A 22,537-nucleotide genomic window follows, 5' to 3' on the forward strand; every position below is an offset into this window, starting at 1 on the left:
GGGGCGGGCGGGAACCGTCCGGCAGGGCCCGGGCGAGGACGGGTCAGCTCCGCTGGCAGGTGGGGCACCAGAAGAGGTTGCGGGCGGCGAGGTCGGCGGTGCGGATCTCGCCGGCGCAGATGTGGCAGGGCAGGGTGGCGCGGCGGTAGACGTACACCTCGCCGCCGTGGTCGTCGACGCGCGGCGGGCGGCCCATCGCCTCGGGGGTGTGTTCGGGGCGGACGGTGTCGATGCGGTTGTTGCGCACGCCCTCGCGCATCAGCTCGACGAGGTCGGCCCAGAGGGCGTGCCACTCGGCGCGGGTGAGGTCCTTGCCCGCGCGGTAGGGGTCGATGCCGTGCCGGAAGAGGACCTCGGCGCGGTAGACGTTGCCGACGCCGGCGATGACCTTCTGGTCCATCAGCAGGGCGGCGATGGTGGTACGGCTGCGGGAGATGCGCCGGTGGGCCGCGTCCGGGTCGGCGTCCTCGCGCAGCGGGTCCGGGCCGAGGCGGTCGTGTATCGCCTGCTTCTCGGCGTCGGTGATCAGCGCGCAGGTGGTCGGGCCGCGCAGGTCGACGTAGGCGGTGGTGTTCGCGAGGCGGAGCCGGACGGTGTCGGTGGGCGGCGGCGCGGGGGCGTCGCCGAAAGCCACCTTGCCGAACAGGCCGAGGTGGATGTGGACCCAGTCGGCGTCCCGGAAGCGCAGGAAGAGGTGCTTGCCGTGCGCCTCGGTCGCGGTGAGGACGCCTCGGTCCAGCAGGTCCGCGGCGTCCGAGAACTTGCCCTGAGGGCTGGTGACCCGGGGGGCCGTGCCAAGGAAGCGGGCGGCGTAGTCCTGCGCCAGCCGGTGAATCGTGTGCCCCTCTGGCACGGCTCCTGGTTCCTTCCAGCCCTTCGGGGGCGGTGTCAGTCCTGCTGCGGGTGGTGCGCCGGGATCGGCGGGAGGTCGCCGGTGGTCTCGTAGCCGGCCAGCATGTCGATGCGGCGGATGTGGCGCTCGTCGCCGGAGAACGGCGTGTTCAGGAAGACCTCGACGAACTTGGTCGCCTCCTCCTGGGTGTGCATGCGCGCGCCGACCGCGACGACGTTGGCGTCGTTGTGCTGGCGGCCCAGCTCCGCCGTCTCCGCGCTCCAGGCGAGGGCAGCACGGACGCCCTTGACCTTGTTCGCGGCGATCTGCTCGCCGTTGCCGGAGCCGCCGATCACGATGCCGAGGGCGTCGGGGTCCGCGGCGGTGCGCTCCGCGGCACGGAGGCAGAAGGGCGGGTAGTCGTCCTGGGCGTCGTAGATGTGCGGGCCGCAGTCGACGGGGTCGTGGCCCGCCTCCTTGAGCCATTCGACGAGGTGGTTCTTGAGTTCGAAGCCGGCATGGTCCGAGCCGAGATACACGCGCATGGGATGAGTGTGACATGCGCGCCGCAGGGCAGCCGGGTGGGGTGTCAGCGCCGAAAAATGTGAGCAAGACCACCGAACCTCAGGAAAACCTCAAGTAACGATCCGGAATCAAAGGTTCAAGAATCTGTTCGCCTCCGATTCACTGGTCCGACTCGTACGCCGCTTGTACGGGAATCTGCTCACCCGGCGCAAAGGAATCCGTCCCATGACTTCGCAGCCGACCCTGACCAAGGCCGACGACGGCCACGGAGGCCCCGGAGGAACCGGCGATCCCGGTTCCGGTTCCGGTTCCGGCCTTCAGGCAGGGCTCAAGAATCGCCATCTGTCGATGATCGCCATCGGTGGTGTCATCGGCGCCGGACTCTTCGTGGGGTCCTCCTCCGGCATCGCCACCGCCGGTCCCGGCATCCTCCTGTCGTACGCGCTCGTCGGCACGCTCGTGGTGCTGGTGATGCGCATGCTCGGCGAGATGTCGGCCGCCAACCCGACCTCGGGCTCGTTCTCCGCGCACGCCGACCGCGCGCTCGGCCGCTGGGCCGGCTTCTCCATCGGCTGGCTCTACTGGTTCTTCTGGGTCGTGGTGCTCGCGGTCGAGGCGACCGCCGGTGCCGTGATCCTGGAGGGCTGGGTGCCCGCCGTACCGCAGTGGGCCTGGGCGCTCATCGTGATGCTGGTGCTCACCGGCACCAACCTGGTCTCCGTCGGCTCGTACGGCGAGTTCGAGTTCTGGTTCGCCGGCATCAAGGTCGTCGCCATCGGCGCCTTCATCGTCATCGGCGGCCTGGCCGTCTTCGGTGTGCTGCCCGGCGTCGACAGCGAGCAGGCGGGCCTGTCCAACCTCACCGAGCACGGCGGCTTCCTGCCCAACGGGCCGGGAGCGATCCTGACCGGTGTGCTGCTGGTCGTCTTCTCCTTCATGGGCAGCGAGATCGCCACCCTCGCGGCAGGTGAGTCGGAGGACCCGCAGCGGGCCGTCACCAAGTCCACCAACAGCATCATCTGGCGGATCGCCGTCTTCTACCTCGGCTCGATCCTGGTCGTGGTCTCCCTGCTGCCCTGGGACTCCGAGTCCATCCAGGACAAGGGCTCCTACGTGGCCGCCCTGGACTCCCTGGGCATCGCGCACGCCGGTCAGATCATGAACTTCATCGTGCTGACCTCGGTGCTGTCCTGTCTCAACTCCGGCCTCTACACCGCCTCCCGGATGGCCTTCTCGCTCGGCCAGCGCGGCGACGCGCCGAAGGCCTTCGCCCGGACCACCCAGCGCGGTGTGCCGCGGACGGCGATCCTGGTCTCCGTGGTGTTCGGGTTCGTGGCCGTGTTCTTCAACTACAAGTTCCCGGACTCCGTCTTCCTCTTCCTGGTCAACTCCAGCGGCGCGGTCGCGCTCTTCGTCTGGCTGGTGATCTGCTTCTCGCAGCTGCGCATGCGGAAGATCATCCAGGCCGAGGCGCCGGAGAAGCTGGTCGTGAAGATGTGGCTGTACCCGTACCTGACCTGGGCGACCGCCGCGCTGATCGTCTTCGTCCTCGGCTACATGCTCACCGACACCGAGCACGACGGCCGCAAGACCGTGCTGCTGTCGCTGCTGGTCGCCGCGGTGGTGCTGGTCATCGCCGTGGTCCGGCAGAAGACCGGCGCCGGCCGGAGCGCGGAGCACGCGGAGCATGAGGAGGTGCGCGCCGGCTGACGCCCGCGCCGCCTCGCGCGCAGAGGGTCCCGCGGCACCGGCCGCGGGGCCCTCTCGCCGTTTCCGGCCCTCTCGGCGTTTCCGGGACCGCTCCGGCGCGCTCACAGCACGGTGAAGCTCCGCTTGACGTCGTCGTAGATCCGCAGCGCCTGCGCCTCCACGCCCGGCTGGTACCAGGTGTTGATCTGGTACGACTTCCCCTTCGCGGTGAAGCCCAGCAGCCGGGCGTGCCAGTCGACGCCCTCCAGCGTGAAGGTGTACTCCCACACCACCGCCGGGTGGCCGCGGAACTCGGTCTCCGCCAGCCGGATCTTGACGTAGTCGCGGCCCTGCCGGGCGTTGCGCTCCGAGGTGCGCCAGGTCTCCATCAGGTCGCCGCGGGCCAGCGCGGACCGGCCGACGAGCTCCTGTGCGCCGTCCGGGGAGGTGTAGTGCACCTCCGCTCCCGTCTTCACGTCCCGGCGCCAGCCCTCGGGCGGTGCCCAGGCGTAGCCGCCCGCCTCCCGGCGGCTGCCCGGCGGCAGGCTCGGAGGCCGGCTCGGAGGCCGGGAGGTGCCCTCGACGGTGGGGGCGGCGGGCGTGGTCGTGGTCGCGGTGCCGGCCGGTGAGCCCGCCGACCGGTCCTCGCCGTCGTCAGGGGCGCCGGAGGTCGCGGTGAGCACGGCCACGGTGACCACGGCGGCCGTGAGGACACCGGTGGCGGCCAGCACCGCCCGCGTCCGGACGGGCCGGGCGCGTCCGGACGCGGACGAGGGGCGCGGGACGGGGTCTCGGTCGAGCGTCGGGGCCGTGGCCGTGGCCGGAGCACGGGCCGGGCCCTGGGCTCGTTCTTGACCCTGTTCCGGAGCCGCTTCCGGAGCCGGTTCCGAGGCCGGGCCCGGGTCCTGCGGGGCCGGGGGCCGGACGAGGAGCGGGGTCGGCTTGAGGGTCGGGGTCGGCGGGGGGTGGGCGACCGGGCGCAGGGCCGCTTCCACGGCCTCCAGGTCCGGCCGGGCCGCCGGGTCCTTGGCGAGGAGGGCGGCCAGCAGCTCGTACAGCGGGCCCGCGGTGGCGGGGAGGCGCGGTTCCTCGTAGAGGACGGCGTGCAGGGTCGCGAGGGTGGTGGCGCGGGAGAACGGGGAGAGGCCGGCGAGGGCCGCGCAGAGGGTCGCGCCGAGCGACCAGATGTCGGAGGGCGGGCCCTGCGGGCGGCCGGAGACGCGCTCGGGGGCCATGTAGTCGGGCGAGCCGACGAGCATGCCGACCATGGTGAGCGCCTTGGCGTCCTGGATCGCGGCGATGCCGAAGTCGGTGAGCACGACGCGTCGGCCGTCCGGCCCGACCAGGACGTTGCCGGGCTTGATGTCGCGGTGCAGAACGCCCCGGGCGTGCACCTCGCGCAGGGCGGCGACCAGCCCGAGGCCGATGCGGGCCGTCTCGCGCGGGTCGAGCGCGCCCCGCTCGTCCATGATCCGTTCCAGGGAGCGGCCGGCGATCAGCTCCATGACGATCCACAGCCGTTCGCCCTCGTCCACCACGTCGTAGACCCGTACCACGTGGGGATGGTCGATCCGGGCGCTGGCGCGGGCCTCGCGCAGGACGCGCTCCCGGCGGGTGCGGGCGTCCTCCGCGTCGAGACCGTCGATCCGCATTTCCTTGACGGCGACTTCCCGGTCGAGTATTTCGTCGGCGGCCCGCCACACCCGCCCCATTCCTCCCTGGCCGATACTCTCGACCAGTCGGTAGCGCCCTGCCACAAGTACTCCCGGAAATCCCGGCAATTCGCTGCACCCCCATACTGGCGCTATTTCCAGCCGTACCAGCATAGTGCGGCGAAATCTTGTGGTACCTCTTCAAGTGCCGCGAATTCAGGCGCGGCACTTGGGGGACGAGGGGGACGCGAACATGAGTTCTCACCGCAGGACGGCCATCGCGGGATCGCTGGTCGTGGCATCTTTCTCGGCCGTGGTGATCTTCTCCACCACGGCCGGGGCGGAGGACGGCGGATCCGGCAGCGACAAAGGGGGAAAGGTCGTCGAACAGGCGCCGGCGGGAGTCGAACTGACCACGCTGCTGCCCGAACAGGTCTCCGTCGACAACAGTTCGAAAAAGACGGAGATCACCACGACGGTAAAGAACGGGGGAACCAAGGAGAGCGACGCCGTCCGGCTCCTGGTCGTCGGTTTCGACGGTCTTCGGGTCAATGAAGTGAAGGGCTGCACGGAAATTCCCGAAAAGGATCTGCCGGAAGGTTCGAACAGCGGTTTCAGCTGTGCGGTCGGGAAACTCGGCGCCGGTGAGTCGCGGTCGTACGACGTCGACGCGAGTTACGACCTGAGCAAGGAGGGGAAGATCTGCCTGCCGGTGCAGAGCGCCGACGGGAGCACGACGTTCTGGCAGCAGGGTCCGGTGCCCTTCGGTACGGCGAACCCCTCGCCGAACGCCCCGGCCACTCCCCTGCTGCTCGGCACCGACAACAAGCCGGTGGCGCCGGGCGGCGACGAGCTGCCGAGGACCGGTGTGGCGCGGGAGGCGCTGCTGCCGCTGGGCGCGGCCGGTGCGGCACTGGTCGCGGCGGGCGCGGCCGGCGTGTGGTGGACACGGCGGGAGCGGGCCACCGGCTAGGGGGTGTCTCGTCGATCACGCCGGGAGCCCGGCATGATCGGCGAGACGCCCCCTAGGGCCTGTCAGACAGGCCCTCAGGGGTGTCCGCGCCGAACGAGAAGAGGCTCGCCGGAAGGTCGTCGCTGGGCGACCCGGCGAGCCTCCTGGTGCCGCCTGGGACCAGGCGGTGCGGTCAGCGCTTGTTGACGAACTTCCAGGCGGTGGGCAGCGCGCCCATCGCCAGGGCGGCCTTGAGGGCGTCGCCGATCAGGAACGGGGTGAGGCCGGCCGCGATCGCCGCGGAGGCGGACATGCCGGTGGCGAGGGCCAGGTAGGGAACGCCGACGGCGTAGATGATCGCCTCGCCGAGCAGCATCGCGCCGGCCATCCGCCACGGGGAGCGGTCGGCGCCGCGGCGGGCCAGGGCGCCGACGGCGGCGGCGGCGAGCATCATGCCGACGATGTAGCCGAAGGACGGCATGACGCCGGAGGTGCCGCTCGCGAACCACGGCACACCGGCGAGGCCGGCCAGGGCGTACAGGGCGAGGGAGAGGAAGCCGCGGCCGGCGCCGAGCGAGGTGCCGACGAGCAGCGCGGCGAAGGTCTGGCCGGTCACCGGGACCGGGGAGCCGGGCACGGGCACCGAGAGCTGGGCCGCGAGGCCGGTGAGCGCGGCACCGCCGGCGACGAGGGCGATGTCGCGGACGCGGGAGGCCGGAAGCAGGTCGGCGAGGACCTGGCCCGGACGGGCGAGGGACGGGGCGGTGGCGGTGCTCATGGGGACTCCGCGAGTGAGGGCGGTACGGGACACCGTGACGCTAACCCAGGGCACCTGAGCCGATCACCGTTACCGGTCGACAAAGGCTGGAGCGCGGCTGTGGTGGGGTGCTCACAAAGGGTGCCGGTTACACGTGCCGCGGCGTGATGCCGGTCACTGAGGTGGGGACGTGTGCGTCACGTGGGGCGGGGCAGGGTCGGCTGTGTGGTTCCACCAATCCGTGGCAGTGAGTGGAGCCGTACACTCCGTATCCTGTGCGTCCGCATAGTGAACGGCGACGTCCTGTGGCCGGGACCGCCGCCCAGACTGTGGGCGTTTTATCCGTCCCCTACCCGCCCCTCCCCCTGTCCCCGTACGCCTCACGTGATGGACGAGCCGCGCCCATGCCCAGCACCACCGCACAGGAGACACCGCCGCAGGCGGACGCCTCCCTCTCCCACGGCCTGAAGCAGCGCCACCTGTCGATGATCGCCCTCGGCGGCGTGATCGGCGCGGGCCTCTTCGTCGGCTCCGGCGCCGGTATCGCCGCCGCCGGCCCCTCGATCGTCGTCGCCTACGTCCTCTCCGGCCTCCTGGTGATGCTGGTGATGCGGATGCTCGGCGAGATGTCCGCCGCCTACCCGTCGTCGGGCTCCTTCTCCGCGCACGCCGAGCGGGCGATCGGCCCGTGGGCGGGCTTCACCGCCGGCTGGTCGTTCTGGGTGCTGCTGTGCACCGCGGTCGGCCTGGAGGGCATCGGCGCCGCGAAGATCGTCAGCGGCTGGCTGCCAGGGACGCCCGAGTGGGCGTGGGTGGCGCTGTTCATGGTGGTCTTCTGCGGGGCGAACCTGGCGGCGGTGAAGAACTTCGGCGAGTTCGAGTTCTGGTTCGCCGCGCTGAAGGTCCTCGCGATCTCGCTGTTCCTGGTGCTGGGCGTGCTCGCCATCCTGGGCGTGCTGCCGGGCACCGACGCGCCGGGCACCGCGAACCTCACCGGCGAGGGCGGTTTCCTGCCGGGCGGCGGTGAGGGCCTGGTGATCGGACTGCTCGCCTCGGTCTTCGCCTACGGCGGCCTGGAGACGGTCACCATCGCGGCGGCCGAGTCCGAGGACCCGGTGCGCGGGGTGGCGAGCGCGGTCCGGACGGCGATGTGGCGTATCGCGCTGTTCTACATCGGCTCGATGGCGGTCGTGGTGACGCTGGTGCCGTGGGACTCGAAGGACATCGTCGAGAAGGGCCCGTACGTGGCCACCCTCGACCATCTGGGCATCCCCGGCGCGGGCCAGCTGATGAACGTGGTGGTGCTGGTCGCGCTGCTGTCCGCGATGAACGCCAACATCTACGGCTCCTCGCGCATCGCGTACTCCCTGGTGGAGCGCGGGCAGGGGCCGAAGGCGCTGGGCCGGGTGTCGGGCGGGGTGCCGCGGATCGCGGTGCTGGTGTCCTGCGTGTTCGGCTTCGCCTGCGTGGTGCTCAGCTACTGGCGGCCGGACGACGTCTTCCCCTGGCTGCTGAACATGATCGGCGCGGTGATCCTCGTCGTCTGGATCTTCATCGCGGTCTCGCAGCTCCGGCTGCGCCGCCGGGTGGAGCGTGAGGCGCCGGAGAAGCTGGTCGTGCGGATGTGGGCGTTCCCGGTGCTGACCTGGGTGGCGCTGGCCGGCATGGCGGCGATCTTCGTGCTGATGGCCCGGGAGCCGGACACCCGGGTGCAGTTGTACTCGACGGGCGCGATGACGCTGCTCCTCGCGGTCGTCGGATACCTCTGGCAGCGCTCCCGCGCCCGGAGCTGACCTGAGCTGACCGGATCCGACCCGCCGAAGCCCCCGTGTGATCCACACGGGGGCTTTTTGCTGTTAGCTTGTTGTTGCAAGTTACTTGCAATAAGAGGTCGGAGGGGACCCGCCATGCCCGTCTACACGCTTCCTGAACTGCCGTACGACTACTCCGCACTCGCCCCCGTGATCAGCCCGGAGATCATCGAGCTGCACCACGACAAGCACCACGCGGCCTATGTGAAGGGCGCCAACGACACGCTGGAGCAGCTGGCCGAGGCGCGGGACAAGGAGCAGTGGGGCTCGATCAACGGCCTGGAGAAGAACCTGGCCTTCCATCTGTCGGGCCACATCCTGCACTCGATCTACTGGCAGAACATGACCGGTGACGGCGGCGGCGAGCCGCTGGCCGAGGACGGCGTGGGCGAGCTGGCGGACGCCATCGCCGAGTCCTTCGGCTCCTTCGCCCGCTTCAAGGCGCAGCTGTCCAAGGCCGCGGCCACCACCCAGGGTTCGGGCTGGGGCGTGCTGGCCCACGAGCCGCTGAGCGGCCGGCTGATCGTGGAGCAGGTCTACGACCACCAGGGCAACGTCGGTCAGGGCGCGACCCCGCTCCTGGTCTTCGACGCCTGGGAGCACGCCTTCTACCTCCAGTACCGCAACCAGAAGGTGGACTTCATCGACGCCATGTGGGCCGTGGTGAACTGGCAGGACGTGGCCCGCCGTCTCGAGGCCGCGAAGTCCCGCCCGGACGTGCTGCTGCCGGCGCCCTGACCCGCCCCCGAGCGTCCTGCCTCGTGATCGTCTTCTCACCCTTCACGGCGGCGGGCGGAACGGCGGCGAACCCCCGCGAGGACCTGACTCGCGGGGGTTCTCCGTACCCACCGGGTCAACCGATCGGTGGACCGCAGGTTCCACCGGCCACCTCTGTCCCCCAACTGCCCTGGCCGACAAGGCTCTAGGGCATGAACTCACTCATTGTGCGCATGGCGCGTGCCAGCGCCCGCCGCCCCTGGCGGGCGCTCGCCGGCTGGCTGGTGTTCGTCGTGCTGTGCCTGGCGGCGGGCAGTGCCGCCGGCCTCCACAGCGCGAAGACCGCGGACTACCGGGTCGGCGAGGCCGGCCGGGCGGAGGCGATGGCGGCCGAGGGCGGTCTGGAGCGCAGGTCCACCGAACAGGTGCTGATCTCCGCCCGCTCCGGAGCCCTCGACGAGCGAGCCGCCCGGGCGGCGGCCCGGGAGCTGACCGCGCGGATGGAGCGGCTGCCCGAGGTGGCGGCCGTCGCCGGCCCGGTCCGCTCCCCCGGCGGCCGGACGCTGCTGGTCGAGGTGGCCCTCAGGGGCGAGGAGCGCGACGCCAAGGACAAGGTCGACGCGCTGCTCGCGCAGACCCGGGCCGTCCAGCAGGACCACCCGGAGCTGCTGCTCGCCGAGACCGGAAGCCCCTCCATCAGCAAGGGCGTCGACCGGCAGCGCGGCGAGGACCTCGCGCTGTCCGAGAAGATCACGCTGCCCGTCATCCTGATCACCCTGCTGGTCGTCTTCGGCTCGCTCACCATGGCCGCCGTGCCGCTGCTGCTGGCGCTGTCGTCGATCGCGGCGGCCGTCGGGCTGTCGATGGCCGCCTCGCACCTCTCGCCCGACACCGGCGTCGGCACCAACGTCATCCTGATGATCGGCCTCGCGGTCGGCGTCGACTACACGCTCTTCCACCTGAAGCGCGAGCGCGAGGAGCGGGCCCGGCACGGCGGCCGGCTCAGCTCCGAGGCGCTGGTCGAGCTGGCGGCCGCCACCTCCGGGCGGGCGGTGGTGGTCTCCGGGCTCGCCGTCGTCGCCTCCACGGCCACGCTCTACCTGGCCTCGGACGTGATCTTCTCCTCGCTCGCCACCGGCACCGTCCTGGTGGTGCTCGTCGCCGTGGCCAGCTCCCTGACCGCGCTGCCCGCGCTGCTGACCCTGCTGGGCAGGCGGGCCGAACGCCGGGACCGGCGGCGCGCGGACCGCGGCAGGCCGGTCAGGCCGCCGCGCGGCGCGGACGGCGGCCGGATCTGGACCGCGCTGCTGCGGCCCGCGGCCCGGCATCCGCTCGGCACCCTCTGCGTCGCGGCCCTCGCCCTGCTCGCCCTGGCCCTCCCGCTCACCGGTCTGCGCATCACCGAGATGAGCCGGGACACGCACTCCCGCGAGATCCCCGCGATGAAGGTCTACGACCGGCTCAACGAGGAGTTCCCGGACCGGCGGGTCACCCACCAGGTCGTCGTGCGCGCCGGCGCCGAGCGGCGGGCGGAGGTCGGCGAGGCCCTGGTCCGGCTCGCCGCGCTGGCCGACCGCGACCCGCTGTTCAGCGGGGCGTCCCCGGTGCGGACCTCCGCCGACGGCACGGTGAGCGCTCTCGAACTGAGGGTGCCCCACCTCGGCAACTCCGGCCAGGCCTACACCTCCCTGGACCACCTGCGCGACGACTACCTGCCCGTCACCGTCGGCCGGATCGGCGGCGCCGCGTACGGCGTGACCGGCGACGTGGCCCGGTACACCGACTATCCGGCCCACCAGAACGCCAGACTGCCGCTGGTGCTCGGCGCGTTGCTGCTGGTGACCTTCGCGATGACGCTGTGGGCGTTCCGCTCGGTGGTGCTCGCGCTCCTCGGGGTCGTGCTGAACCTGCTGTCCGCGGCGGCCGCGCTCGGGCTGCTCGTGCTCGTCTTCCAGGAGACGTGGGCCGAAGGGCTGCTGGACTTCGACTCCACCGGCTCGATCGGGTCCCGGGTGCCGCTCTTCCTGTTCGTGATCCTGTTCGGACTCTCCATGGACTACCAGGTGTTCGTGGTCAGCCGGATCCGCGAGGAGGTGCTGGCCGGCGTGCCGACCCGGCAGGCGGTCCTGGAGGGCATCCGCCGGTCCGCGAGCGTGGTGACCAGCGCGGCGGTGGTGATGACGACCGTGTTCGTGAGCTTCGTCCTCCTGCACATCATCGAGATGAAGCAGATCGGGTTCGTGCTCGCCGCGGCCGTCCTGCTGGACGCCTTCGTCGTACGGATCCTGCTCCTGCCGGCCGCGCTGCTGCTGCTCGGCGAGCGCACCTGGTGGCCGGTGCGGCCGGCCGAACCCGCGAAACCCGCCGCCCAGAAGGAACTGGCCGACGTACGTTGACCGGTATGACCATGCTCGCCGGGACCTCGGCCGACACGTTCTGGGCCACCTCGCTGCGCCGCTGGAACGCGGTGTGCTGGGTGCTGTTCGCCGCGATGGCCGTCGGCATCACCGTGATGGGCCGACCGGGCGGGACCACCTACGCGGCCCTCACGTTCCTCGGGTGCGTGGCGCTGTGCCTCGCGGTCCTGGTCCGCTTCCCCGGCAATCCCGTCGTCCGGCCGCACGGCTACCTCACCGTGCTGGTGCTCGCGCTCAGCGGACTCGCCTATCTGCGCACCAGCTACGCGGCCCTGTTCATGGTGACGCTGCCGCACTACTGGATGTTCGGGCGGACCCCGCGCGCCTCGATGGTGTTCCTCGCACTGGCCACCGCCGGGACGCTCGGCGGGGGCTGGGTGCGGCAGGGCTCGTCGGCGGAGTTCTTCGGCGAGACGGCGGTGTCCACGCTGATCGTCGTCGCCGTGGGTGTGCTGATCGGGCTGTGGGCGCACGCGGTGGTCGCGCAGAGCGCCGAACGCGCCCGGCTAATCGGTGAGCTGGAGCGGACCCAGGCCCAGCTGTCCGAGGCGCACCAGCGGCAGGGCGCGGCGGACGAGCGGGAGCGCATCGCGCGGGAGATCCACGACACGCTCGCGCAGGGGTTCGCGTCCATCGTCGTCCTGGCCGAGGCGGCCCGCGCCGGGCTCGGCACGGACCCCGAGCGCAGCGACCGGCAGCTGCGCTCCATCGAGTCGACGGCCCGGGAGAACCTCGCCGAGGCGCGGGAGCTGGTCGGCGCGGCAGCGGGTCGGGGCGGGGCGGTGTCCGGGCCCGTGACCGAGACCCTGCGCCGGATCCTCGGCCGCTTCGCGGAGGACACCGGGCTCACCGTGGACGCCGAGCTGACCGAGCTCGACTGCGACCAGCAGACCCGGATCGCGCTGCTGCGCTGCACCCAGGAGTCCCTGGCCAACGTCCGCAAACACGCCCGCGCCTCCACGGTCGGCGTGGTGCTGGCCCGGTTGCCGTACGAGGTGGAGCTGGAGATCACCGACGACGGGATCGGGTTCGCGGTGGAGGAGTCGGCGGGCTTCGGGCTCGACGGGATGCGCAAGCGGCTGGCGGAGCTGGGCGGCCGGCTGACGGTCACCAGCTCGATCGGGGACGGGACAAGGGTGCTGGCGACGATTCCGGTCGCGGGCCGGGCGGACGGCGAGGGAGCGCGATGAGCGGGAGAGCACTGCGGATCGTCGTGGTGGACGACCACACGGTGATGCGGGCCGGGGTGATCGCCCTGCTGGCCGGCGAGGACGGCATCGAGGTCGCCGGCGAGGCGGGCGACGGCCGCGCGGGCCTGGACCTCGTCGCGCGGCACGACCCGGACGTGGCGCTGGTGGACCTGCGGATGCCGGTCCTGGACGGAGTCGCGACGACCACCGAGATCACCGCCCGGCACCCGCGCACCCGGGTCCTGATCCTCACGACGTACGACACCGACGCGGACATCGAACGCGGCGTGGAGGCCGGGGCCATCGGCTATCTGCTCAAGGACACCACCCGGGAGCAGCTGGTGGAGGCGATCCGGGCGGCGGCGCGCGGGGAGACGGTGCTCGCGCCGCGCGTCGCGGAGAAGCTGGTCGCCCGGATGCGGCGGCCGGTCCAGGATCCACTGACCGCCCGCGAGACGGATGTCCTGAACGCGGTGGCCGACGGCCTGACCAACGCCGAGATCGGCCGGCGCCTGGTCATCACCGAGGCCACGGTGAAGACCCATCTGCTGCGCCTGTTCGCCAAGCTCGACGTCAACGACCGGACGCGGGCGGTGGTGGTGGCCCTGGAGCGCGGACTGCTGCGACGGCCGTGACCAGGGCCGGAGAGACACCCCTAGGCGTCGCAGGGCACGTTGAGGGAGAGCAGGGCGGCCTGGCCGGCGTCGAGGCGGAGTTCGGTGAGCGCGGCGTTCTGAAGTCTCGGCAGGACCCTGCGGTAGTCGCCGAGCGGGATGCCGAGCAGCCGGCACAGCACCAGCCGCAGCAGGGAGTTGTGGGCGACGACCAGGACCCGTTCGCCGGAGTGCGCGGCGGCGATGCGGTGCAGGGCGGCGGTGCCTCGGCCGGCGGCGGCCGTGGGGTCCTCGGCGCCGGGGAAGGGGTGGGCCACCGGGTCGGCCCGGTAGGCCCGCGCGTGGGCCGGGTCCGTATCGGCGAACTCGGCGAGCGTGCGGCCCTCCAGCACCCCGAAGTCGCATTCGCGCAAGTCGGGTTCGCGGTGCGGGGTCAGTCCGAGCGCCCGGCAGGCGGGCTCGGCGGTGGCGACGGCCCGGGACAGCGGGGAGGTCCAGACGGCGTCGACGGGGTGCGCGGCGGCCCAGCGGCCCAGGGCCTCGGCCTGGGCGCGGCCGGTGTCGGTGAGGGCGATGTCGCTGACGCCGGCGTAGCGGTTCTCGGCGTGCCAGACGGTCTGTCCGTGGCGGGCGAGGAGGAGGGTGGCGGTCATGAGTCGGCAGTATCGCGCTCGGCCCGGGCCCGCGCATGTGCCGCCACCGGCCGCGGCAGCCAGCCGCGCGTCTCCAGAGCGGTCAGGAGGCGCAGATAGGGGCCGGTGTAGCGGGTGCTGTGGCGAGAACGGGGGTGGACGGTGGTGCGGATGCGGACCATGCGGTCGGTGGTGTCGGTGAGCGGGGCGGTGGGGCGGGTCAGCGCGTGGCAGGCCAGCGCCGCCATGCCGAGGGCCGGTTCGGGGTGTTCGGGGACACGGGCGGGACGGCCCAGGATGTCGGTGCGCAGCTGGGTCCAGTAGGGGCTGCGGGTGGCGCCGCCGGTGAAGGTGAGGGGGCCGTCGAGAGGGGCGCCCAGGTGGTGGAGGTAGTCCAGGCAGAGGCGTTCGGCGAGGCCGACGCCCTGGAGGAGGGCCGCCCACAGATCGGCGTCACAGGCGGGCTCGCCCAGCAGCAGGGCGGTGGCGCCGGGGGCGCGGAAGGGGAAGCGTTCGCCCGGGGAGACCAGCGGGTAGGCGACCGCTCCGGCGGGTTCGAAGGCGGCGGCCCGGCGGTCCAGCGCGGCGGGGTCCGCGCCGGGGAAGCGGGCGGTGAGCGCGCCCGCCCCGACGCCGGACGCGCCGCCGGGCAGCCAGTGCCCGTCCGGTGAACGGTGGTTGTAGACCACTCCGGAGGCGTCCCGCACCGGCCGCCGCGCCGCGCCCTTGAGCACCAGCGTGGTGCCGAGCACCGAGTTCCAGGCGCCCTCGCGGAGCGCGCCGGAGGCGATCTGGGCAGCGCAGCCGTCGGTCATCCCGGCGAGCACGGGGGTGCCGGCGGGGATGCCGGTCGCCTCGGCGGCGGCCGGATGGACCTCGCCGAGCCGGGTGCCGGGACGGACGACCTCGGGGAGGGCGGAGGCGGGCAGGCCGGGGACGTCGGGCCAGGCCTCCGCCGCGACGTCGTACGCCGTCTTCAGCGCATGGCTGGAATCCGTCGGTACCGGTCGTCCCACCAGCCGGGCGGTGACGACGTCCGGCTGGTGGGTGACGCGGCCCGGTCCGTGCGCCGCCGTGAGCCAGAGCGCCTTGGGCAGCGCCCAGGTGTCCTGCACGGCGAGCCCGGCCGCCCGCAGCCGCGCCGCCTCGGCCGCCGCGCGGCCGTCGTCGTACATCAGCGCCGGGCTCACCGGCCGCCCCGCGCCGTCCGTCAGCAGCACGGTTCCGGAGGTGCCGCACACCGCGAGCCCGCCGAGCCGCGCGCCCGAGGCGGCCGGCGCGCGCAGCGCCTGCCGGGCCGCCCCGCACACCGCCGTCCACCACGTCCGGGGGTCCTGTTCGTGCCGCACCCCGTCGCGCCGGCCGCCGACCGGCACCGCGCCGGAGCCGAGGACCGTGCCGTCCGCGGTGACGACGAGCGCGCGGACGCTCTGGGTGCCGAGGTCGATTCCCAGCCAGCCCTGTTCCGCCATTCCGGCCTCCCAGCCTCCCGCACCGGCGTGTGAACTTCTCACTCTGCAATGAGATTTCCGGGTGCGCGAGGGATTGACGCCCAAGTTCCGCCGTTCCACTCTCGGTTAGCGAGTCGACTCCCTGCGTAAGTTCCGACCGGCCCGGACCGACGGAGGTCACGGATGGACACGCACCGGCACGACCGCCGCCGCTTCCTCGCCCTCACCGCCGCCGCGGCCGCGGCGCCCCTGCTCACCGCGTGCGGTGCCGGGTTCGGCGGGAACGAGGGCGGGAGCGACGGCTCGGCCGCCGACGACGTCACCGGTTCCTTCGACTGGCGGCGGGAGAAGGGCACCACCGTCAAGGCGCTGCTGAACAAGCACCCGTACACGGACGCGCTGCTCGCCGATCTGAAGTCGTTCACCGAGAAGACCGGCATCGAGGTCGAGTACGACGTCTTCCCCGAGGACAACTACTTCGACAAGCTCACCGTGGACCTCTCCAGCGGCCGGGCCTCGTACGACGTCTTCATGCTCGGCGCGTACATGGTCTGGCAGTACGGCCCGCCGGGCTGGCTGGAGGACCTCGGCCCGTGGATGCGCAACTCCTCCGCCACCGGCGACGAGTGGGACCAGGCCGACTTCTTCCCGAACCTGCTCCAGGCCGACCAGTGGTCGCTGAAGGCGGGCGCGCCGCTCGGGCGGGGCGGGCAGTACGCGCTGCCGTGGGGCTGGGAGACCAATGTGGTCGCCTACAACACGGAGGTCTTCCGCAAGCTGGGCCTGCGGCCCGCCGAGAGCTTCGACGAGCTGCGCGAACTGGCCGAGACGATCAAGCGGAAGGCTCCGGGCGCGGGCTTCGACGGCATGTACGGGATCGCCGTGCGCGGCTCGCGGAGCTGGGCCACCATCCACCCCGGCTTCATGACGATGTACGCCCGGTACGGCCTGAAGGACTTCACCGTCGACAAGGGCGCGCTCACCCCGGCGATGAACTCCCCCGAGGCCGTCGCGTTCACCGAGGACTGGGCCGACATGGTCCGCCGCGGCGGGCCGCCGTCCTGGACGTCGTACACCTGGTACCAGTGCTCCAGCGATCTCGGCGCGCTCAAGGCCGGGATGCTGTTCGACGCGGACACGGCCGCGTACTTCCAGGCGGTGGAGGGCGCCGGACCCGCCTCCGGGAAGATCGCCTTCCATCCGGGGCCCAAGGGGCCGGACGGATCGCTCGACACCAACATGTGGATCTGGTCGCTCGGCATGAACGCCCGCAGCGAGCGCAAGAGCGCGAGCTGGCTGTTCCTCCAGTGGGCGACCGGCAAGGAGCATCTGCGGCGCGGCGCGCTCAGCCACAACCACATCGACCCGGTGCGCCGGTCGATCAGCCAGGACGGCGCCTACAAGGACAAGATGCGCGGCCTGCCGGGCTTCATCGAGACCTTCGAGGAGGTCGTCGACCGGACGAGGATCCAGTTCACGCCGCAGGCGCAGTTCTTCGACGCGACGACCAGCTGGGCGGCCGCGCTCCAGGAGATCTACGGCGGCAAGGGCGCGCGGCCGGTCCTCGACGGTCTCGCGGACGACCTCGCCTCGAAGGTCGGCTAGCCGTGCGGCTCGCGCTGCGCCCCTATCTGCTGATCGTCCCGGCGCTGCTGCTGACCTGCGGAATCCTCTATCCGTTCGGGCTCGGCCTGTACTACACGCTCTTCGACTTCGCGGCGAGCAAGCCGCAGCCGGACATGGTCGGCCTGGACAACTACCGGACCGTCCTCACCGAGGAGTCCTTCTGGAACTCGGCGTGGGTGACGGTCCTGTACGCGGTCGGGGCGGCCGGGTTCGAGACCGTGCTCGGGGTGGCGGTCGCGCTGCTGCTGAACCGGTCGTCATGGGTGGGGCGGGTGCTGGAGAAGATCCTCATCCTGCCGCTGATGATCGCCCCGGTGATCGCCGCGATCATGTGGAAGCTGATGCTCCAGCCGTCGGTCGGGGTCGTCAACCATCTGCTGGAGCCGGTCGGGCTCGGCGGTGTGCAGTGGACGGACACCCCGGCCGGGGCGCTGCTGTCGTCGATCGCCGTGGACGTGTGGGTCTACACGCCGTTCGTGGCGATCCTGGCGCTGGCCGGGCTGCGCTCCCTGCCCGCCTCCCCCTTCGAGGCGGCGGCCGTGGACGGGGCGGGCTGGTGGTACACCTTCCGGCGGCTGACGCTGCCCATGCTGTGGCCGTACGTCCTGGTGGCGCTGATCTTCCGGTTCATGGACTCGCTGAAGGTGTTCGACATCATCTACGCCCTCACCGAGGGCGGGCCCGGCGACTCCACGATGGTGCTCCAGATCCGGGCGTACCTGGAGGCGATCCGCTTCCAGCGGTACTCGTTCGGCATCAGCTACACGATCGTGCTGTGGGCCGTGGTCTACCTCGCCGCGATGGTGCTGGTGAGGCACCTCGGGCGGATCCAGCGCCGGGCCGCGGAGGTGACCAGGTGAAGGGCCGGTGGCTGGGGTGGCTCGCGGACGCCGCCCTCGTCCTGTACTTCCTCTTCGCGCTGTTCCCGATCGCCTGGATGGTGATCCTCTCCCTGAAACCCGCCGACCAGCTGTTCTCCACGTACTTCTCCTTCACCCCGACCCTCGACGCCTACCGGACCGTGCTCGGCGACAGCGAGGGCGTCCCGTTCACCCGGTTCTTCGTCAACAGCCTGGTGGTGTCGCTGGGCGCGGTCGCGCTGTCGCTGCTCGTCGGGCTGCCGGCCGCGTACGCCTCGGCGCGCTGGCGGTTCAAGGGCTCGGACAACCTGATGTTCACCCTGCTGTCGTTCCGGTTCGCGCCCGAACTCACCGTGATCATCCCGCTGTTCGTGCTCTACCAGAAGCTGGGGCTGTTCGACACCTATGTCGGGATGGTGTGGGTGCTCCAGCTCGTCACCCTGCCGCTGGTCGTCTGGATCATGCGCTCCTACTTCGCCGACCTCAGCCCCGAGCTGGAACAGGCCGCGCTGCTGGACGGCCACACCCGCAGACAGGCGTTCTTCCGGGTGGCGTTGCCGCTGGTCAGGCCGGGCATCGCGGCCGTGTCCCTGCTGGCGTTCATCTTCGCCTGGAACAACTTCGTCTTCCCGCTCATCCTCACCTCCAGCGAGGCCCAGACGGTGACCGTGGGCGCGCTGTCCTTCCTGGGCGGCGACCGGCCCAAGTACCACCTGACGGCGGCCGCCGCGCTGGTCTCCGTCGTACCGCCGCTGCTGCTGGCGCTGCTCATCCAGCGGTACCTGGTGCGCGGGCTGTCGTTCGGGGCGGTGAAGTCATGACGGTGTCGCTGCGCGGGATCCGCAAGACCTACGGCAAGGTCACGGCCCTCGACGGGCTCGACCTGGACGTCGCGGAGGGCGAGTTCCTCTGCCTGCTCGGCCCGTCCGGCGCCGGCAAGACGACCACCCTGAAGACGGTCGCCGGGCTGGAGCCGCCCGACACCGGGTCCGTCGCCATCGGCGGGCGGGACATGAGCGGTGTCGAACCCTACGACCGGGGCGTCGCCATGTGCTTCGAGAGCTACGCCCTCTACCCGCACCTCTCCGCGTACGACAACCTCGCCTCCCCGCTGCGCTCCCCGCGCCACCGCGTCCCGCCCGCCGAGGCCCGGCGGCGGATCCACGAGGTGGCCGAACTCCTCGGCGTCGGGCACCTGCTGGACCGGCCGGTCGGCCAGCTCTCCAACGGGCAGCGGCAGCGGATCGCCCTCGGCCGGGTGCTGGTCCGCCCGGCCCGCGCCTTCCTCCTCGACGAACCCCTCTCCCACCTCGACGCCAAGCTGCGCCAGCAGATGCGGGCCGAGCTGAAGGCGATCGGCGCGGTCCGGCGCACCACGACGCTGTACGTCACCCACGACTCCGTGGAGGCACTGGCGCTCGGCGACCGGATCGGGGTGATCCGGGACGGGCGGATCGTGCAGACGGGGACGCGGGAGGAGATCTGGCACCGGCCCCACGACACCGAGGTGGCGCGGGCGTTCGGCCGGCCGCGGATCAATCTGCTGCCCGGTGTGGTCGAGGGCGGGGTGTTCCGCTCGCCGGACGGGGCGGTCGCGCTGCCCGTGGCCGCGCCGGCGCTCCCCGAGGCGCTGGCCGGCGTCCGCCCCCGCGATCTGACGCTGGGCGACGGGCCGGGGCACACCCTCGCCGGGACGGTGTACGTCACCGAGGTCCTCGGCCGGTCCGTGGAGGTGACCGTGCGCCTGGGTGGCCACCAGGTGTCCCTGGTCGCCTCCCGCGCCGAGGCCGCGGGACTGCGTCCGGACGATCCCGTACGGCTGTCGGTCCGGCCTGAGAGCCTGCTGCTGTTCGAGGCCGACCGGCCCGGACGACCAGGACGACGGATCGGAAGACGATGAGCGGCGGCAACGTGTTCCAGGGACCCGCGGTCCGGCAGGCCGCCATGGCCGAGCGGGTGCTCGCGGAGGGCTCGGCGACGGCGGCGGAACTCGCCGAGCGGTTCGGGGTGAGCCTGATGACCATCCACCGGGATCTCGACGAGCTGGAACGGCAGGGCATCGTACGGAAGTTCCGCGGCGGGGTGACCGCGCAGCCGTCCGGGGTGTTCGAGTCGAACGTGCAGTACCGGCTGAAGACCATGCGGGCGGAGAAGGCCGCCGTGGCCGACCGGGCGATGCGGCTGATCGAGCCCGGCATGGCGATCATGCTGGACGACTCCACCTCCACCCTGGAGATAGCCCGCCGGCTGCGCCTGGGCGAGATCACCCCGCTCACCGTCGTCACCAACTTCCTGGAGGCCGTCAACCTCCTCGCCGATCAGCGCGGCATCCATCTGATGGCGCTCGGCGGCGACTACGACCCGCTGCACTCCTCCTTCCTCGGCGTCTCCTGTGTGGCGGCGGTGCAGCAGCTGCGGGTGGACGTCTGCTTCGCCTCCACCTCGGCCGTGCACGCCGGGCACGCCTACCACCAGGAGCAGCACATCGTGTCCGTGAAGCGGGCGATGCTCGACTCCGCCGCCCGCAACGTCCTGCTGATCGACCACACCAAGCTGGGCCGGGTCGCCCTGCACCGCGTCGTGCCGCTGTCCCGCTTCGACCTGCTGCTGGTCGACGACGGGGCGTCCGCACAGGCGCTGCGCGACCTGGACGAGCACAAGGTCCGCTACGAGGTCTGCTCGACGAAGGGCGCCGCCGATGACCGAGCTGGAGCTACGTGACCTGCGCAAGACCTACCGTCCGCGCGGCCGGCCGCCGGTCGACGCGGTGCGGGGCCTCGACCTGGGCTTGCGCTCCGGCGAACTGCTGGGGCTGCTCGGCCCGTCGGGCTGCGGCAAGTCCACCACCTTGCGGATGATCGCCGGCCTGGAGGCGGTGACCGGCGGGGACATCCTCGTCGGCGGGACGTCGGTGACCGGGCGGCCCGCGCGGCGGCGCAACATCGGCGTCGCGTTCGAGAACTACGCGCTGTACCCGCCGCTGACCGTGGCGGAGAACCTGGCGTTCGGGCTGAAGGCGCGGGGCCACCGCAAGGACGTGGACCGCAGGGTCGGCGACATGGCGGAACGGATCGGCCTGACCGGCATCCTGGACGCCCGGCCCGCCGGCCTGTCCAGCGGGCAGAAGCAGCGCGTCGCCCTCGCCCGCGCGCTCGTCCGCGAACCCGACGTGCTGCTCCTGGACGAGCCCCTCTCGCATCTGGACGCGGCCCAGCGCGACAGCACGCGCCGCGAACTCAAGCGCATCCAGCGGGACCTGGGGCACACCACGATCCTGGTCACCCACGACCAGGAGGAGGCGCTGTCGCTCGCCGACCGGATCGCCGTGATGAGGGACGGCGTGATCCAGCAGCTCGGCACCCCGTACGAGATCTACGACAGTCCCGCCACCGTGTTCGTCGCGGACTTCGTCGGCGAGCCGGCGATCAACCTGCTGCCCGCCACCGCCGGTGACGACGGCCGCGCCCGCCTCTCCGCGGCGCTGCGCCTGCCGCTGCCGGTGCCGGTGGCGGCCGGCCGCGCGGTGGTCGTCGGCATCCGCCCCGAGGACCTGTCGCTGACCGGCGCCGACGGCCTGCCCGCCCGGGTGCTGGCCCACGAGCCGCTGCTGGAGTCGGGCATCGCGACCGTCGAACTCGGTGGCGTCGACCGGCCCGTCACCGTGCTCACCGGCCCCGAGGTGCGGCTCGCGCACGGCGAACCGGTCCGGATCACCGCCGACCCCGACCTCACCCATGTCTTCGACGCCGAGACGGGAGCTGTGCTGCGATGACCTCAGAGACGACGACCTCGGGCCCGGTCCGGGTGGTGGCCGCCGGCGACCACTTCGTGCTGCCGTCGCTGATCGCGGAGGCGGTCCGGCGCGAGCACCCGGCCGAGGTGGTGGAGGTGCGGCTGGGCTGGCCGCTGGAGCCGTTCGGCCCGGTGGCGGAGGTGTCCGAGGCCAGCGACGCGGAGGACGAGCTGATCGAGGCGCTGGCCGGGGCGCGGGTCCTGGTCACCCAGATGGGCCCGGTCACCGAGCGCGTCCTGGACGCCTCGCCGGAGCTGCGGCTGGTCGTGGTCTGCCGGGGCGGCCCGGTCAACGTCAACCTCGACGCGGCCAAGGCCCGTGACGTGCGGGTCTGTTACGCGCCCGGCCGCAACGCCGCCGCCACCGCCGAGTTCACCGTCGGGCTGATGCTGGCCGCGCTGCGCCGCATCCCGCAGGCCCACGACCTGCTCGCCCGGCGGGGCAGCTGGGCGGGCGCGACGTACTACACGTACGAGCACAGCGGTCTGGAGCTGGAGGACCTGCCGGTCGGGCTGATCGGGTACGGGGCCGTGGGCAGCCGGGTCGCGCGGGTGCTGTGCGCGTTCGGCGCGCAGGTCATGGTGTACGACCCGTACGTCCGCGGCGAGATCCACGGGCTGCGGGTCGGCACGCTCGGCGAACTGCTGCACCGCTCCCGGGTCGTCACCCTGCACGCCCGGCTCACCGCCGAGACCCGCGGACTGATCGGCGCCCGCGAGCTGGCGCTGCTGCCGCCCGGCGCGGTGGTGGTGAACGCGGCGCGCGGCCCGCTGCTCGACGAGGACGCGCTGTGCGACGCGCTGGAGAGCGGCCGGCTGTCGGCGGCGGCGCTCGACACCTACGCGCACGAGCCGCTCCCGCCCGCGTCACGGCTCCTCGCCCTGCCCGACCGGGTGGTGCTCACCCCGCATCTGGGCGGGGCGTCCCGCGCGGTGGCGGAGAAGGCGGCGCGGATCGCCGCGGCGGAGGTGGGGCGCTGGCTGCGCGGGGAGCCGCCGGCGCACTGCCTGACCTGACGG

Annotated in this window: 20 protein-coding genes; 14 read left to right on the forward strand and 6 right to left on the reverse strand. The window is 72.3% G+C overall.

The genetic code is table 11. From position 1 onward, the window contains the following. Window positions 1–43: 43 nt before the first annotated feature. Both ABT232_RS00920 and ABT232_RS00925 read right to left on the reverse strand, forming a co-directional pair. A complete protein-coding gene (locus ABT232_RS00920; protein WP_351833971.1) occupies window positions 44–853 on the reverse strand; it encodes an Fpg/Nei family DNA glycosylase in 810 nt (269 codons plus the stop codon). A 35-nt stretch (window positions 854–888) separates the two neighbouring features. Further along, window positions 889–1,377, reverse strand: coding sequence for a ribose-5-phosphate isomerase (locus tag ABT232_RS00925; RefSeq protein ID WP_351833974.1), 489 nt, complete (start codon window positions 1,375–1,377; stop codon window positions 889–891). 205 nt (window positions 1,378–1,582) lie between these two features. Here ABT232_RS00925 and ABT232_RS00930 point away from each other — a divergent pair, with 205 nt between their 5' ends. Continuing rightward, a complete protein-coding gene (locus tag ABT232_RS00930) occupies window positions 1,583–3,067 on the forward strand; it encodes an amino acid permease (protein WP_351833977.1) in 1,485 nt (494 codons plus the stop codon). 101 nt (window positions 3,068–3,168) lie between these two features. Here ABT232_RS00930 and ABT232_RS00935 read toward each other — a convergent pair whose 3' ends face one another. Further along, on the reverse strand, window positions 3,169–4,872 hold the full coding sequence (locus ABT232_RS00935) for a protein kinase domain-containing protein (RefSeq protein ID WP_351833980.1): 1,704 nt from the start codon (window positions 4,870–4,872) through the stop codon (window positions 3,169–3,171). A gap of 79 nt (window positions 4,873–4,951) precedes the next feature. On the opposite strand from ABT232_RS00935, the gene ABT232_RS00940 reads away from it, so the two are divergent. Beyond that, the gene (locus ABT232_RS00940) at window positions 4,952–5,671 is read left to right on the forward strand and encodes a hypothetical protein (protein ID WP_351833983.1); all 720 of its coding nucleotides are present in this window, start codon (window positions 4,952–4,954) and stop codon (window positions 5,669–5,671) included. Window positions 5,672–5,843: 172 nt separating this feature from the next. Here the strand turns inward: ABT232_RS00940 and ABT232_RS00945 are convergent, their stop codons facing one another. Continuing rightward, window positions 5,844–6,428, reverse strand: a complete 585-nt coding sequence (locus ABT232_RS00945; RefSeq protein ID WP_351833984.1) for a biotin transporter BioY — start codon at window positions 6,426–6,428, stop codon at window positions 5,844–5,846. Between the two features lie 383 nt (window positions 6,429–6,811). On the opposite strand from ABT232_RS00945, the gene ABT232_RS00950 reads away from it, so the two are divergent. The 5 genes from ABT232_RS00950 (at window position 6,812) to ABT232_RS00970 (ending at window position 13,177) form a co-directional block, all read left to right on the forward strand. After that, window positions 6,812–8,200: an amino acid permease gene (locus tag ABT232_RS00950; protein ID WP_351833987.1), complete on the forward strand. Its 1,389-nt coding sequence runs from the start codon at window positions 6,812–6,814 to the stop codon at window positions 8,198–8,200. Between the two features lie 114 nt (window positions 8,201–8,314). Further along, window positions 8,315–8,956 carry a superoxide dismutase gene (locus ABT232_RS00955; RefSeq protein WP_351833990.1) on the forward strand — a complete coding sequence of 214 codons (642 nt, stop codon included), beginning with the start codon at window positions 8,315–8,317 and terminating at the stop codon, window positions 8,954–8,956. Window positions 8,957–9,147: 191 nt separating this feature from the next. Continuing rightward, the gene (locus ABT232_RS00960) at window positions 9,148–11,331 is read left to right on the forward strand and encodes an MMPL family transporter (RefSeq protein ID WP_351833992.1); all 2,184 of its coding nucleotides are present in this window, start codon (window positions 9,148–9,150) and stop codon (window positions 11,329–11,331) included. 5 nt (window positions 11,332–11,336) lie between these two features. After that, the gene (locus ABT232_RS00965; RefSeq protein ID WP_351833993.1) at window positions 11,337–12,542 is read left to right on the forward strand and encodes a sensor histidine kinase; all 1,206 of its coding nucleotides are present in this window, start codon (window positions 11,337–11,339) and stop codon (window positions 12,540–12,542) included. Beyond that, on the forward strand, window positions 12,539–13,177 hold the full coding sequence (locus ABT232_RS00970) for a response regulator (protein WP_351833996.1): 639 nt from the start codon (window positions 12,539–12,541) through the stop codon (window positions 13,175–13,177). The genes ABT232_RS00965 and ABT232_RS00970 overlap by 4 nt, the downstream gene beginning before the upstream one ends. A 20-nt stretch (window positions 13,178–13,197) precedes the next feature. On the opposite strand, the gene ABT232_RS00975 is transcribed toward ABT232_RS00970, so the two are convergent. Further along, window positions 13,198–13,809 (reverse strand): histidine phosphatase family protein, encoded by a 612-nt coding sequence (locus ABT232_RS00975; RefSeq protein ID WP_351833998.1) that lies wholly within the window; start codon window positions 13,807–13,809, stop codon window positions 13,198–13,200. Then, window positions 13,806–15,260, reverse strand: coding sequence for an FGGY-family carbohydrate kinase (locus tag ABT232_RS00980; RefSeq protein ID WP_351834000.1), 1,455 nt, complete (start codon window positions 15,258–15,260; stop codon window positions 13,806–13,808). Before ABT232_RS00980 ends, ABT232_RS00975 begins: the two co-directional genes overlap by 4 nt. A 162-nt stretch (window positions 15,261–15,422) precedes the next feature. On the opposite strand from ABT232_RS00980, the gene ABT232_RS00985 reads away from it, so the two are divergent. From ABT232_RS00985 to ABT232_RS01015, 7 genes are read left to right on the forward strand one after another with little or no spacing between them, the layout of a single operon-like run. After that, window positions 15,423–16,844, forward strand: a complete 1,422-nt coding sequence (locus tag ABT232_RS00985; protein WP_351834002.1) for an ABC transporter substrate-binding protein — start codon at window positions 15,423–15,425, stop codon at window positions 16,842–16,844. Window positions 16,845–16,846: 2 nt separating this feature from the next. Further along, window positions 16,847–17,725, forward strand: coding sequence for a carbohydrate ABC transporter permease (locus ABT232_RS00990; RefSeq protein WP_351834005.1), 879 nt, complete (start codon window positions 16,847–16,849; stop codon window positions 17,723–17,725). Continuing rightward, entirely contained in the window at window positions 17,722–18,546 is an 825-nt protein-coding gene (locus ABT232_RS00995) for a carbohydrate ABC transporter permease (RefSeq protein ID WP_351834007.1), read from the forward strand. Before ABT232_RS00990 ends, ABT232_RS00995 begins: the two co-directional genes overlap by 4 nt. After that, window positions 18,543–19,625, forward strand: coding sequence for an ABC transporter ATP-binding protein (locus ABT232_RS01000; protein ID WP_351834009.1), 1,083 nt, complete (start codon window positions 18,543–18,545; stop codon window positions 19,623–19,625). The genes ABT232_RS00995 and ABT232_RS01000 overlap by 4 nt, the downstream gene beginning before the upstream one ends. Further along, entirely contained in the window at window positions 19,622–20,446 is an 825-nt protein-coding gene (locus ABT232_RS01005; protein WP_351834011.1) for a DeoR/GlpR family DNA-binding transcription regulator, read from the forward strand. The genes ABT232_RS01000 and ABT232_RS01005 overlap by 4 nt, the downstream gene beginning before the upstream one ends. Then, window positions 20,424–21,497, forward strand: coding sequence for an ABC transporter ATP-binding protein (locus ABT232_RS01010; protein ID WP_351834014.1), 1,074 nt, complete (start codon window positions 20,424–20,426; stop codon window positions 21,495–21,497). Before ABT232_RS01005 ends, ABT232_RS01010 begins: the two co-directional genes overlap by 23 nt. Continuing rightward, window positions 21,494–22,534 carry a 2-hydroxyacid dehydrogenase gene (locus tag ABT232_RS01015; RefSeq protein WP_351834017.1) on the forward strand — a complete coding sequence of 347 codons (1,041 nt, stop codon included), beginning with the start codon at window positions 21,494–21,496 and terminating at the stop codon, window positions 22,532–22,534. The genes ABT232_RS01010 and ABT232_RS01015 overlap by 4 nt, the downstream gene beginning before the upstream one ends. The last annotated feature ends 3 nt before the right edge of the window (window positions 22,535–22,537 follow it).

Source organism: Streptomyces sp. NPDC001532, assembly GCF_040298625.1.
Classification (GTDB): Bacteria; Actinomycetota; Actinomycetes; order Streptomycetales; family Streptomycetaceae; genus Streptomyces.